At 62.9% G+C, this 12,048-nt stretch carries 11 protein-coding genes; 2 read left to right on the forward strand and 9 right to left on the reverse strand.

What is annotated here, in order from left to right; genetic code table 11:
* The first annotated feature begins 10 nt into the window (after positions 1-10).
* Positions 11-2,056: a 2Fe-2S iron-sulfur cluster-binding protein gene (locus BLU37_RS07415; RefSeq protein ID WP_090203636.1), complete on the forward strand. Its 2,046-nt coding sequence runs from the start codon at positions 11-13 to the stop codon at positions 2,054-2,056.
* Between the two features lie 149 nt (positions 2,057-2,205).
* Here the strand turns inward: BLU37_RS07415 and BLU37_RS07420 are convergent, their stop codons facing one another.
* Positions 2,206-3,708: an aldehyde dehydrogenase family protein gene (locus BLU37_RS07420; protein ID WP_090203638.1), complete on the reverse strand. Its 1,503-nt coding sequence runs from the start codon at positions 3,706-3,708 to the stop codon at positions 2,206-2,208.
* Between the two features lie 93 nt (positions 3,709-3,801).
* On the reverse strand, positions 3,802-4,428 hold the full coding sequence (locus tag BLU37_RS07425) for a LysE family translocator (protein ID WP_090203641.1): 627 nt from the start codon (positions 4,426-4,428) through the stop codon (positions 3,802-3,804).
* Between the two features lie 147 nt (positions 4,429-4,575).
* Here BLU37_RS07425 and BLU37_RS07430 point away from each other — a divergent pair, with 147 nt between their 5' ends.
* Positions 4,576-5,049, forward strand: coding sequence for an Lrp/AsnC family transcriptional regulator (locus tag BLU37_RS07430; protein ID WP_090210910.1), 474 nt, complete (start codon positions 4,576-4,578; stop codon positions 5,047-5,049).
* Positions 5,050-5,065: 16 nt separating this feature from the next.
* On the opposite strand, the gene BLU37_RS07435 is transcribed toward BLU37_RS07430, so the two are convergent.
* The 7 genes from BLU37_RS07435 to BLU37_RS07465 form a co-directional block, all read right to left on the reverse strand.
* Positions 5,066-5,998 carry a phosphatidate cytidylyltransferase gene (locus tag BLU37_RS07435; RefSeq protein WP_010447620.1) on the reverse strand — a complete coding sequence of 311 codons (933 nt, stop codon included), beginning with the start codon at positions 5,996-5,998 and terminating at the stop codon, positions 5,066-5,068.
* Position 5,999: 1 nt separating this feature from the next.
* Positions 6,000-6,620, reverse strand: a complete 621-nt coding sequence (locus BLU37_RS07440; protein WP_010447621.1) for a lysophospholipid acyltransferase family protein — start codon at positions 6,618-6,620, stop codon at positions 6,000-6,002.
* 9 nt (positions 6,621-6,629) lie between these two features.
* Positions 6,630-7,085 carry a hypothetical protein gene (locus BLU37_RS07445; protein WP_090203645.1) on the reverse strand — a complete coding sequence of 152 codons (456 nt, stop codon included), beginning with the start codon at positions 7,083-7,085 and terminating at the stop codon, positions 6,630-6,632.
* Positions 7,075-8,436 (reverse strand): phosphatase PAP2/dual specificity phosphatase family protein, encoded by a 1,362-nt coding sequence (locus BLU37_RS07450; RefSeq protein ID WP_090203648.1) that lies wholly within the window; start codon positions 8,434-8,436, stop codon positions 7,075-7,077. The genes BLU37_RS07445 and BLU37_RS07450 overlap by 11 nt, the downstream gene beginning before the upstream one ends.
* Complete coding sequence (locus BLU37_RS07455; protein WP_090203650.1) at positions 8,433-10,190, reverse strand: bifunctional alpha/beta hydrolase/class I SAM-dependent methyltransferase; 1,758 nt, start codon at positions 10,188-10,190, stop codon at positions 8,433-8,435. Before BLU37_RS07455 ends, BLU37_RS07450 begins: the two co-directional genes overlap by 4 nt.
* 76 nt (positions 10,191-10,266) lie before the next feature.
* Positions 10,267-10,872, reverse strand: coding sequence for a CDP-alcohol phosphatidyltransferase family protein (locus BLU37_RS07460; protein WP_019362302.1), 606 nt, complete (start codon positions 10,870-10,872; stop codon positions 10,267-10,269).
* A 239-nt stretch (positions 10,873-11,111) separates the two neighbouring features.
* Positions 11,112-11,450, reverse strand: a complete 339-nt coding sequence (locus tag BLU37_RS07465) for a hypothetical protein (RefSeq protein WP_090203653.1) — start codon at positions 11,448-11,450, stop codon at positions 11,112-11,114.
* Positions 11,451-12,048: the final 598 nt, after the last annotated feature.

Raw genomic sequence — 12,048 nt, forward strand, 5'->3', positions numbered from 1 at the left:
AGAGATCGCGATGAACAAGTCCGGCGTTTCACCCTGGCATGCAGGCGAACGGCAAATGCAGGCGCGAGTCGGCGTTGCCGAGCGGATGGCTGAATTGGGCTCCCGTGTGGTCCGAGATTATATGCCGGACCAGCATCGCGAGTTCTTCCGGCAGTTGCCGTTCATGCTGTTTGGTGCGGTCGATGAGGCCGGACGACCCTGGGCCAGTCTGTTCGAGGGCGAACCTGGTTTCGCCTTTTCTCCTGATCCCCAGCATCTACGGATCGACAGTTTTCCTCAACTCGAGGACCCGGCATCGGCTGCCCTGGAGGCGGGTGCTGCTCTGGGGCTGCTGGGTATCGAGCTGCACACGCGGCGGCGCAACCGGCTCAATGGGCATATTCGCGGCCTGGGGGAGCAGGGGCTGGAGATCGTCGTGGAACACAGCTTCGGCAATTGCCCGCAGTACATTCAATTGCGCCAGTTCGAACGGGTGACGCCGGTCGATCCGACACAACGGATCGTTCAGCGTGGCAACACCCTGGACCCACAGGCCACCGCGATGATTCGGGGCGCCGACACCTTCTTCGTCGCCAGCTATGTCGAGGTGGAGGGTGTCCGCTCGGTAGACGTTTCCCATCGCGGCGGGCAAAGCGGGTTCGTCCAGGTGGAGGGCGACTGCCTGACCATTCCGGACTTTGCCGGCAATCTGTTTTTCAACACCTTGGGCAATCTGTTGGTCAATCCGCGAGCCGGCTTGCTGTTCATCGATTTCAACACCGGCGACCTGCTGCAACTGAGTGGTCGTACTGAAATCATTCTCGACGGTCGGCAGGTGAAAGCCTTCCAGGGCGCCGAGCGGCTGTGGACGTTCCACGTGGAACATTTCGTGCGTCGGCCAGCCGGTTCGACCTTGCGCTGGAAGTTCGAAGGTTTCTCCCCCAACAGCCTGATGACCGGCAATTGGCAGCAAGCCGCTGCCCGTTTGCAGGCCGAAGCCTTGGGCAATAGCTGGCGGCCGTTGCGGATCGAACGGATTGTGGAGGAAAGCCGGAATATCCGTTCGCTTTACCTGGGGCCGGCCGATGGTGCGGGGAGCCCGTTGTTTCAGGCCGGGCAGCATCTGCCCTTGCGATTCAACGTCGCCGGGCAAACCCATATTCGTACCTACAGTCTGTCCAGCGCGCCGTCGGATTCATTTCTGCGGATCAGTGTGAAACGGGACGGCTTGGTGTCGTCGCATGTCCACGACCATTTGCAGGTGGGTGATGTGCTCGAAGCGCGTGCGCCGCAAGGGCACTTCACGGTTGCGCCGAGTGCGCCGCGTCCGTTGGTATTGCTTGCGGCGGGTGTGGGTATCACGCCGTTGCTGTCGATGCTGCGGGAGGTTGTGTATCAGGGCAAGCGCACGCGGCGGATGCGCCCAGCGGTGCTGTTTCTCAGTGCCCGCTCGCTGGCGGAATTGCCGTTCACCGACGAACTGGCTGAGCTGGTGGCGGACGCCGGGGAAACGGTGCAGGTGCTGCGCTTGCTGAGTCAGCCGGAAACCCAGGCGGTGCAGGGGAAGGATTACGATGTTCGCGGCCGCCTGAGTGCCGAGGTCATGCAGCAGCTGTTGCTGATCGACGACTACGATGCCGTGGATTTCGTGCTCTGCGGACCGCGTGGTTTCACCCAGGGTTTGTACGATCAACTGCGTGACAGGGACATCCGTGACGAACAGATCCATGCCGAGACGTTTGGGCCTTCGACACTCCGTCGGCAGTTGGATCCCGGGGTTGAGCCGATCGAACAGCCGCCGATCGCCACGGTTGCCGTGCCGGTGCTGTTCAACCAGTCGGCGAAGGAAGCCCGTTGGCAGCCGCAGGGCGCCAGCCTGCTGGAGCTGGCGGAAAGCCGTGGCTTGCGTCCGGAATTCAGTTGCCGGGGTGGCTCATGCGGGACCTGCAGTACGCGCCTGATCAGTGGGCAGGTGCATTATCCGCATCCACCGGCGCAGTTGCCGGGGGAAGGGCAGGTGTTGATCTGTTGCGCAGTACCGGCTCAGAGCGAGGAACCGTTGGTGCTGGATCTCTGAACCATAGGGTTGTAGGTGGTGCCCTGCAGGAGCGGACTTGCCCGCGAAAGCGTGCTCAGGGCCGGCAAAAGCTTCGCGGGCAAGCCCGCTCCTACAGGTGGGTAAACCCTGCGAACAGGGTCATCCCATTCGCAGCAACCTGATCCATCTTAGCGGCGCAGGCTGGTGTCGACCTGGCTCATCCGGCTGCGCAGGGTGAACACACCGTCACCCGACAGAATCGCGCCACGGGCGAACAGGCGGCCGTTCTCCCAGTTTGAGAGGCCCAGCTCCGGCTTGTTCAGCGCGTATTGCCCATCGACCCAGCGGGTGAATCCGTCACCGACGAAGGGCGCATTGATGCTGTTGTAAAAGTAGTCATGCGCCTGGCGATCAGCGCTGAGCAGTGACACGGTGAACTGCGGGCTGTAACGATTGAACAGGGCGATGGCCTGATCCAGATCGTCGACGATCTTCAGGCTGACTTCCGGCGTGTCTTCCCATTCCCACTCGCGTCCCAGTTGCTCTTCAGGCAGGACCTCGGTCTGGGCTTCCTGTTGATCGCCCTCGGCACGACGAACCTGTACCCGCGCCTGCAACCACTGTTCGGGCAGCACGCCTTCGTCGCCGCTGACGATATGCAGCTTGCAGCTCTGGCCTCGGGCCTTGCCGGCCTGGGTCAGGGCCTCCAGAAATACCGGCACCAGCTCTACCGCCCGTTGGCGGTGGATCACGCAGACGTTCAGCGTGTTGCACACCTTGCGGTCGAGGGAGTGGCGCACCACCTCGGCAAAACGCGCCGTGTCGGCATCCTGGTGAGCGACCAGCCAGGCACCGCCGGTGCCGTGCAGGCTGACGACCGTACCGGCCTGTTGGGCGATGCCGCCGAGTTGTTTCACCGCATGGCCCGAACCGCGCGCCACGGCCAGGGACAGACGACGGTCGGCGAACATGGCCCAGCCCGCCGCGCGGTCGAGGCTTTCCACCAGCGACACCGCACCCGCCGGCAAGCCGGCTTCACGCAGCGCCGGTTGTAGGGCGTGCCTGACGATCGCCTGGGCGGTACCGAGGGCATCGCTGCCGATGCGCAGCACCGCAGTATTGCCGGTGCGCAGAACGCCGGCGGCATCGGCGAAGACGTTGGGTCGGCCCTCGAAAACGAAGGCCACAACCCCGAGCGGCGCAACCACCTGTTCGACTTTCCAACCTTCATGTTCCACGGATTCACGCACCCGGCCACGAATCAGCGGCGCATCGCGCCAGGCCCGCAGCCCGGCAATCATGTCGCGGCGCATGGCTTGGCTGGTGGCCAGCCGCGTGGTGGAGCGGCCCAGCGCCTGGGCCCGGGCCAGGTCCGACTGGTTCGCCGCCTCGATCAAGGCCCAGGATTCTTCGGCCTCCAGGTACCCGGCGAACAGATCGAAGAAGCGGCTGATGGCCTCGTCCGAAACCTGTGCCAGGGCGGTGAAGGCGCTTTGGGCCGCATCGATGGCGCCTGCGGCGAGCTGCTGCACCGATTGCGGGATCAGCAGCAATTCGCCGCTGCTCTGATCGACCAGCAGGTGATCACCCGGCTGGAAACGCTCGGCCAATTCCGGCGGCACCGGGGAAACCCGATTACCCGCATAGAGAATGGGAGTGCCGGCGATAAGACGATCGAGCGTGCTGGTCATGGTGACTGAACTTGCCTGAATAAATGAGGAATGAAATGTATAAGAAAAACGCCGTCGTCTCACCTGCTAACGGCGTTTGTCATGAACGAAGCTTCAGGCTTGCTGGATGAAGGCCAGGCGCGCGGCAAAGCCGATCAGCAGGCCGCCGAACAGCCATTGCTGCAGGCGCTGCGCCCGCGGGTTGCTGTCCAGCCAGCGGCCGATCCAGGCGCCTGTCAGGGCATAGGCGCTGTCGAACAGCAGACCGACCACCACCAGCGTCGTACCCAGTGCGAGGAACTGGGCGCCGACGGCGCCAGCCTGGGCATCAATGAACTGCGGCAGCAGCACCGAACAGAACAGCAGCGCTTTGGGGTTGAGCAGATTGGTCAGCAGCCCCTGGCGAAAGGCGCCACGCCAACCCAGTCGAAGGGCGCTTGCGGCCTGGGCGTCGCCCCCCAGGCTGGCGAGCGTGCCGGGGCGCAGCATGCGGATACCGATCCACAGCAGGTAGGTGGCGCCTGCCAGGCGCACCAGGTCGAAGGTCCACGGGGCCGCCTTGAAAAGCGCCGCCAGGCCCAGGGCAGCGAGGCCGATATGGCAGGCGCGGGCGATGGCCAGGCCCAGTGCAGTGGTGAGCGCCAGGGTGCGCCCATGACGGGCGCCGGTTTGCAGCAGCAGGATCATGTCGGGGCCGGGAAGCAGATAGACCATCGCCAGCGCGAGCAGGTAGAGGAACATCGTGGCTGTTCTCCTGGTTGAGTGGGGGGACAGGCAAAAGTCTATGCTGGAAGGCCGGGACAGGTGCTTGCGTATTCGACCCGGAATAGGCTTAGACTTGGCACAAAATACCAACAGTGAATATTCCGGTAGTCAGATATGCCAAAACTGAAACTCGATGCCTACGACCGGAAAATTCTCGCCGCGCTGCAACGCGATGGCCGCCTGAGTAATGTCGAACTGGCCGATGAGATTGGCCTGTCGGCTTCGCCGTGCCTGCGTCGGGTGCGCATGCTCGAAGAAGCCGGGGTGATTCGCGGTTACCAGGTGAGCCTGGACCGGGATGAAGTCGGACTGGGGCTGACGGTGTTCGTTGGGGTCAAGGTCGAGCGGCACCACGAGGCTGACGCCGAAGCCTTTCGGCTGGCGGTCACGGCCTTGCCCCAGGTGATCTCGGCGTTCCTGGTGTCCGGCGAGTCGGACTTCCTGCTACAGGTGGTGGTCCCTGACCTGCGTGCCTACGAACGTTTTCTTACCGGCGAACTGCTACGCCTGCCAGGTGTGCGGGACATTCGCAGCAATTTCGCGATCCAGGCGGTGAAGACGCCCGGACCGCTGCCGCTCGATCACCTTCCCACCTGAGCCTAGGCCTGGTCCCTCAGGTCCACCAGTAGCGCACCAGGTGGAAGAAGATCGGTGCGGCGAAGCACACCGAGTCCAGGCGATCGAGCATGCCGCCATGGCCTTCGATCATGTGGCCCCAGTCCTTGACCCCGCGATCACGCTTGATCGCCGACATGACGATGCCGCCAGCGAAGCCCAACAGGTTGATCAACAGAGCGATCAGCAACGCCTGCCAGGGCTTGAACGGGGTGATCCAGAACAGCGCACAGCCGATCAGCGAGGCCAGGGCGATACCGCCGACGAAGCCTTCGACGGTCTTCGAGGGCGACAGGTTGGGGGCGATCTTGCGCTTGCCGAACAGCTTGCCGCAGACGTACTGCAGCACGTCCGACAGTTGCACCACGATCACCAGGTAAGCGATCAGCAGCAGGTTGCGGCCTTCGTAGCCGGCAATGTCGAGGGTCAGCAGCGCCGGCACGAACGACACGCAGAACACCGCGATCATCAGGCCCCATTGCACCTTCGAGGCGCGTTCCAGGAAGTGCGTGCTGTCGCCGCCCAGCGACGCGAGGATCGGCAGCAGCAGGAACACATAGACCGGGATGAAGATCGAGAACAGGCCGTACCAGTCGGAATAGATCAGCAGGTACTGCAACGGCAGCGCCAGATAGAACGCCGCCACCAGCGCCGGGTAGTCGCTGCGCCGCGTCGGCGTCAGGGTGAGGAACTCGCGCAAGGCATAGAACGACACCGCGTAGAACAACAGGATCACCGCGCCGGTACCGAGCCAGAAGGCGGTGCCGATCACCAGCACCATCACCCACCAGGCGTTGATCCGCGCGTTGAGGTTGTCGATGACCGCGTTCGGGGTGTCGCCGGCGCGCCGTTTCAGGACAAAGCCGATCAGCGAAGCCAGGACCAGGATCATGCCGATCCCGGCGAACAACATCAGGGTCTGCCTATCCATTTCAGTGTTGCTCCGGTGCCAGGGTCAGCAGCGCGTCGCGGCTGCGTTGCAGGAAATATTCTTTGCTTTCGTCGTCTTCCAATTGCAGCGGAGCGCCAAAGCTGGTGGTGCACAACAGTGGCAGCGGCAAGACCCGGCCCTTGGGCATGACCCGGTTGAGGTTGGCGATCCACACCGGAATCAGTTGCGCCTGTGGATAAGTCCGCGCCAAGTGGAAAATCCCGCTCTTGAACGGCAGCAGGCCCTCGTCCTGATTGCGCGTGCCTTCAGGAAAGATGATCAGCGAGTGACCTTGTTCCAGGGCATCGAGCATCGGTTGCAGAGGGTTATCCCCAGGCTCCTTGCGTTCGCGGTCGATCAGCACGCCATTGAAGACCCGGCGGATGATGTAGCGGCGCAGCAGGCTTTTATTCCAGTAATCGGCGCCGGCAACCGGCCGGGTGAGTTTGCGCAGCTCCCGCGGCAACGAGGCCCAGAGCAGCACGAAGTCGCCATGGCTGCTGTGATTGGCGAAGTAGATCCGTTGCACCGGGTCGGGTCCGCAACCTATCCACAGGCTGCGGGCGCCGGTGATCAGACGCGCGGCGGAAGTGATGAGGGTGGCTACCACGGGTTCGAGCATGACGATTCCTTATCCGGCGAAAGGCAGCCAGGGGCTGGCCAGGATGACGATCAAGGGTGCAACTATTTGCAGCACCAGCCACAGGACCTGACGCTTGAGCAGGCGCAGCGCACCGCGGCTGCGTTCGTGCCAGGGCCGGTTGAGCGATTGTCGCGGTTGCAGGCCCAGGCCCTGCAACGCGGTATCCAGGGCCTCGGTGCGGTCGCCCAGGGCACTCGGGTCGCCGGCCATCAACTGGAACAGGTCGGCGTCGAAGGCGACCCTGAACGCCCAGTATTTCTGCAGCAGCCCCGACAGCAGCAGCCACAGGCCGAGCCCCAGGCACCACAGACTGAGTGTGCCGATCAGCAGCGGGGCCAGGCCCAGCAGCACGCCGAGCAGCGTCAGCCCTGTGGATAACTGATCCAGCGAGCGACCCCGGCGCAACAGGCTGGCGACGACTTGCAGGGGCATATCAGCGGACATCGGCGATCCTCGGGTGGGCGGGTGCCGCAGCCGGTTGCAGGTGGATCATCGCTTCCAACGCCTGCCGGTGTGTCGGCTGCAGAACCACGCCAGGGCGTGCCGCGCGGATCAGCGCCAGGGCCTCGTCGAGATCTTTGACCCGGCCACTGTGCAGCAGCCAGGCCGCGACGGCCGTGGCACTGCGCGAATAACCCAAGGCACAGCAGACCAGCAGCGGCCCGTGCTCGCGCAGTTGTTCGATGCTCAGCGCGGCCTCCCGGCATTGTTCGGCAGAAGGCGCGACCAGATCCAGTACCGGAATGTGGCGATAGGCTTGGCCCTGCGGGTGCAGGGGCAGTTCAGCGCAGAGGTCGACAATCGCCTTGAACGGGCCGGCCTTCAGTTCAGCCCGGTTTGGCAGGCGTCCGAGCCAAAGGTTATCCACAACCGGGTCGGGTTGTGGATGAGATCTTGTCCACAGCCGGGAATTGATCCAGGCCGCAGCCCGGTAGGGTGCGAACAGCCAGCGCGCAGCCGGGCTCAGGCTGCCATCGGCGCGTTTCTGGAAACCCGCTGCGCCGAACAGCGCGTAGTTGAGGGCCACCAGCGCCACGGCCAGCGCCGGCCAGAACAGCCACAATGCGGTGCCGGCGAAGTAGCCCGCGAACGCCGCCAGCAGCAGCGCCGCCAGCCCGTAGCGGGTCGCCAGTCGCAGGCGTTGTCCGTCGCCGGCCAGGCGCGCCATCGCCAGTGGGTTGGGGCGATCGTCCGGCCACAGCCAGACGCACAGCCAGCCGGCCAGCGCGCCGGTCGGCACGTCGATGAAGTGGTGTTGATAAGTGGTCAGCACCGACACGCCGATCAACGCGAACCAGCCGTGCACCAGCCAGCGCCCGGCACCGTTGAAATGCCGGCGGTACATGACCCACAGGATCACCAGCAGGGCGATATGCAGCGACGGCGCCTGGTTGAACGGCTTGTCGAACCCCGCCAGCACGGCGAACAGCCAGCCGAACACGCCATCCAGTGGTGGCCGGGCGAAGGTGAAGGTCAGTGGCCAGAGCAGGAAGCACGACACCGCGATGACCTGCGCCGTCAGCAGACGCAGGGCGTGCCGGTCCAGTTCGCGCTTGCTGCGCGGCAGCAGCAGCGACAGGCCATACAGCAGGTCGATGGACCAGTAGGGCACGATGGTCCAGGCCCAGAACGGTATCTGGTGTTCCCAGCCAAACACATAGGTGCCGACGTCAGTGCGCTGGGCCGTGTACCAGGTGGCGAAGCCGTAACTGCTGAAGAACAACGGCGCCAGCAGCAATAGCCAGAGCACGGCGCGCTTGAGCAGACCGGCTTCGCGCGCGGTGGTGTCCATCATTGCACCCGTTGCGCCAGGGAGACGCTGAAGATCCCCCACTCATCGACCCGTTGGGTGATCTTGCGGAAACCGGCGGCTTCCACCAGCTGGTCCATCTCCGCCTGGCTGCGCCGGCGCATGACCCAGGCCTGGCCCTGGCGGTGACTGGTCAGGGCACGGGCGATCAGTTCCAACTGCGGGTGCCAGGGTTGCCCGGTGTAGACCAGGTAGGCGCCCGGTTCGCAGGCTTCGGCCAACCCGGCGAGGGAATTGCCGACCATGCCGTTGTCGGTGAACAGTTCATACAGCCCCGACACCACCGCCAGGCTCGGCTTGGGGTCCAGCGCGGCGAGGTCGGCGCGGTCGAAGGCGTCGCCCTTGACGAAGCGGGCGATGTCGCCCAATCCCTTTTCGGCGATCAGCGCGCTACCGTCGCGCACGTTGATATCGCTGTAGTCGCGCAGCAGGATCGACTCCGGCAGTGGCGTGACCCCTTGCAGGGCTTCGAGGATGTAGCGCCCATGGCCAGCGGCGATGTCGACGATGCGCACTTCGCGGCCCTGTTCGCGCAATTGCGCCATGGCCTGGCGCAGCAGCTCCTCGACGTGCAGCTTGCGTTGGCGGATGCCGCGCCAGCCGATGGAGTTCAGGTAGTTCTGGTCGATCATCCGGCCCAGCGCCGTCTGCCCGGTCGGCTGGTTGCGATAGACGTAGTCCAGGGTGCTGCCGGAGTCGAAACCGGTGTCGAAACCAAGCTTGACCCCGGCCGACAATTTGCCGCCCACCGCCATGCTGGCGCGGGTCAGGCGCCAGTACAGGTCGCGTGGCGAGTTGTGCGGCAGTGGCGCGGACAGCGCTTCCGACTCGGCGCAGGTTTCACCGATGCGGTCGGCATCGAGCAGGTTGGGGCGGTTGACCGGCGTCAGGAAGCCCTGCTCGATGAAGCGCCGGGCGCGGCTGACTGCCAGGTGCCGGTCGCGTTCGCCGAGGGTGTCGTGGAAGAACCCCGGCAACACGTGCAGTTCCTTTTTCAGGCTGCCCAGGCGCTGGAAGAACTGCTCCTGCGGTTTACGATGGACCACGAAGTCGGCACCGGAAATCAGCAGTTGGGTCGGTACCTGGATCGCATTGGCATCGGCCACCACCCGTTCGGCGGCTTCATAGAGGCCGAGCAGCACATTCACCGAGATCGCCTTGGTGATCAGCGGGTCGCTGTCGTAGGACGCAATACGTTGCGGGTCATGGCTGAGAAACTTGGCCTTGACGTAGCTGTTGACGAAGAAGTTGCCGCGAAAGCGCCGCATCAGCGCCAGCCCCGGCCGGGCGAACGGTACGTAGAGCTTGACCTTGAACGCAGGCGAGGCGAGCACCAGCGCGCGGATCTTCGGGGCGTAGTCGTGGACCCAGGTGGCGACGATCACCGCGCCGACACTCTGGGCGACTACCGCGATATTTTCCTCGGCGATGCCGAAGGTGGCGCCCAGGTGATCGCAGAAGGTCTGCACGTCGCGCACGCTGGTGGCGAAGCTCGGGCTGTCGCCGCGCGCGCCGGGTGACTGGCCGTGGCCTCGGGCATCCCAGGCGAAGAAATCGAATTCCGGCAGATTCAGTTCATCCACCAGGTGGGCAATCCGTCCGGAGTGCTCGTGGCCACGGTGGAACAGCAGGATGGCCTTGCGCGGCTCGCCGGCGACCGGCGCGCTGGCCGGCCAGTGGCGATAAAACAGCTCGACGCCATCGTGGGTGCTGAAGGTCTGGTTGTGTTCGTCGCGCATCGCTATGTCCTTTTGCCGTGTCGCAGATCTGGAGAGAGCCCGTAGGGAGCGGGTCCGGGGTTGCGGATCAGTAGGTTCAGCCGGCTTCTTTCAGACCCTGGCGGACACGATTGATCAGTGTGACCACCAGTAATGCCGCCATCAGCAGGAACAGGCCGTTTATCCACAGGGCGTTGAGCAGCCCGAGGGCGACGCCGGTGGCGACCACGCCAAGGGCAAAGGCCCGGTCACTCTTGCCCATCGGGCCGTCATAACGGCGCGAAACGCCGACCAGCGGCCCCATCACGCCAGCGTATTCACTGAACAGCGCGAACAGGGTCACCAGCAGCACCGCTGGCAGGCTGACCCCGGGTAACAAGGCAAAAGGCAGGATCAACGCGCTGTCGGCGATGATGTCGCACAATTCGTTCAAGTAGGCGCCGAGCTTCGACTGCTGGCCGAACTCGCGGGCCAGCATGCCGTCGATGGCGTTCAGCGCCATGCGCAGGATCATCCACAACGGGATGATCGCGAATACCCAGGCGTGGCTGGCGAAGGTGGCAACCAGCGCGCCGACCAGCAGGGAGATCAATGCCGCGCTGAGAGTGACCTGGTTGGCGGTGGTGCCATTGTCGAAAAGACGCTGGACCACGGGCCGCAACAGGTTCTGAAAGCGGGGTTTGAGCTGGTAGATCGAAGGCATGGAAGCGACGGTCCTTGTCTGAGAGGGCGAGGGTCCGGAAGGGGCGGATTCAGGCACTGCCGTTTATCGGCGAAGTGGATGGATTATTGCCACAAATGCTTAACGCTGACATTAGCTTCGGAATAAAAATCCGTGCAGTCATGCACATTCAAGAAACAAACTTTGCAGGGGCGGGGTAAAAGGCGGCTGGCTGCAGCCTGAATCCAGTCGTAAGCCGCTGGATTCAGGTGCTGGAGTGATTAGACTGATATCTTATTGCCACTATTGCTCAGTGCGGGATCTTCCAGGTACGTGACCTGGGGATGGCGCGCGTCGCTATGGAAGCTGATACGCGGACCTCGAACCGTAATCAGGTTGGCGTCGACTTTTATGCAAAGTGTCTGGCCGCTCTTGAAGGTCAGGCGATGGACGTTCTCATTGTCTTCCTGGCGTATTTCATGACTGATGACATCCAGCAGGTTATTCAGTGCCAGGCGTGAACCGGGTTGATTGATGGTCAGGCAACTGATCCCGCTGTGATTGCCGAAAGACCCGGAAGGCGGTTGGAAGAAACAATACTGATTCAGATCACGACTCATGGCAGCTCCGTCGTTGGGGTGCGGGCTGAGTGTTGGCGATATTATGGTTCACCAGCACGCACAATGGGGTGTCAAGTGTGTTTGCCGTTTGGCATATAGTTATAAATTATTGCAACTCATCGGTTTTACCTCATTGTTATCCACAATGGACATCGTGCCGGGATGTGCCGTGGATAATCGTTTGCAGGCTTGTGTTGCCGGGTCTCCGGGGTCTTCCGACGTTGCGGTTTTAGTGGGGTGGGGTATGAAAGTCCCGACAAATATCGTCCGGATGTTCGGATGTTAGTCACTGAGGATTGACCAATCAAGCTGCTCTCTTGTTGGATTTTGTTACATTGCGCTGGGCTTTAGTTTATAGGCTCGGTTTTATCTGTAGGACTTATATATTGTGAGTGTAAGTAATGTCTGGGGAGATGAATCAGTATTAAGGAAATTTCCTTTTTATGCGGGGTTCATCCGCTTCTGGACGATTCTCGTCATGGGGTTTCATTCATAACAGTGCTGGAGCACTACGGGATGGCGCAGGGCGCATAAAAACCGGTTCTTGGACGGAAAATTCATCTTTTCTGTTATAAGGTAACTAAATATTTCAAAGGTG

The organism is Pseudomonas asplenii, assembly GCF_900105475.1.
In the GTDB taxonomy this organism is placed as follows: Bacteria; Pseudomonadota; Gammaproteobacteria; order Pseudomonadales; family Pseudomonadaceae; genus Aquipseudomonas; species Aquipseudomonas asplenii.

Coding starts and splice junctions, on each gene's coding strand:
- BLU37_RS07435 (WP_010447620.1), bottom strand. CDS start 5,998: ATGGATAGGCAGACCCTGATGTTGTTCGCCGGGATCGGCATGATCCTG.
- BLU37_RS07455 (WP_090203650.1), bottom strand. CDS start 10,190: ATGCGCGACGAACACAACCAGACCTTCAGCACCCACGATGGCGTCGAG.
- BLU37_RS07450 (WP_090203648.1), bottom strand. CDS start 8,436: ATGATGGACACCACCGCGCGCGAAGCCGGTCTGCTCAAGCGCGCCGTG.
- BLU37_RS07460 (WP_019362302.1), bottom strand. CDS start 10,872: ATGCCTTCGATCTACCAGCTCAAACCCCGCTTTCAGAACCTGTTGCGG.
- BLU37_RS07425 (WP_090203641.1), bottom strand. CDS start 4,428: ATGTTCCTCTACCTGCTCGCGCTGGCGATGGTCTATCTGCTTCCCGGC.
- BLU37_RS07420 (WP_090203638.1), bottom strand. CDS start 3,708: ATGACCAGCACGCTCGATCGTCTTATCGCCGGCACTCCCATTCTCTAT.
- BLU37_RS07465 (WP_090203653.1), bottom strand. CDS start 11,450: ATGAGTCGTGATCTGAATCAGTATTGTTTCTTCCAACCGCCTTCCGGG.
- BLU37_RS07445 (WP_090203645.1), bottom strand. CDS start 7,085: ATGTCCGCTGATATGCCCCTGCAAGTCGTCGCCAGCCTGTTGCGCCGG.
- BLU37_RS07440 (WP_010447621.1), bottom strand. CDS start 6,620: ATGCTCGAACCCGTGGTAGCCACCCTCATCACTTCCGCCGCGCGTCTG.
- BLU37_RS07415 (WP_090203636.1), top strand. CDS start 11: ATGAACAAGTCCGGCGTTTCACCCTGGCATGCAGGCGAACGGCAAATG.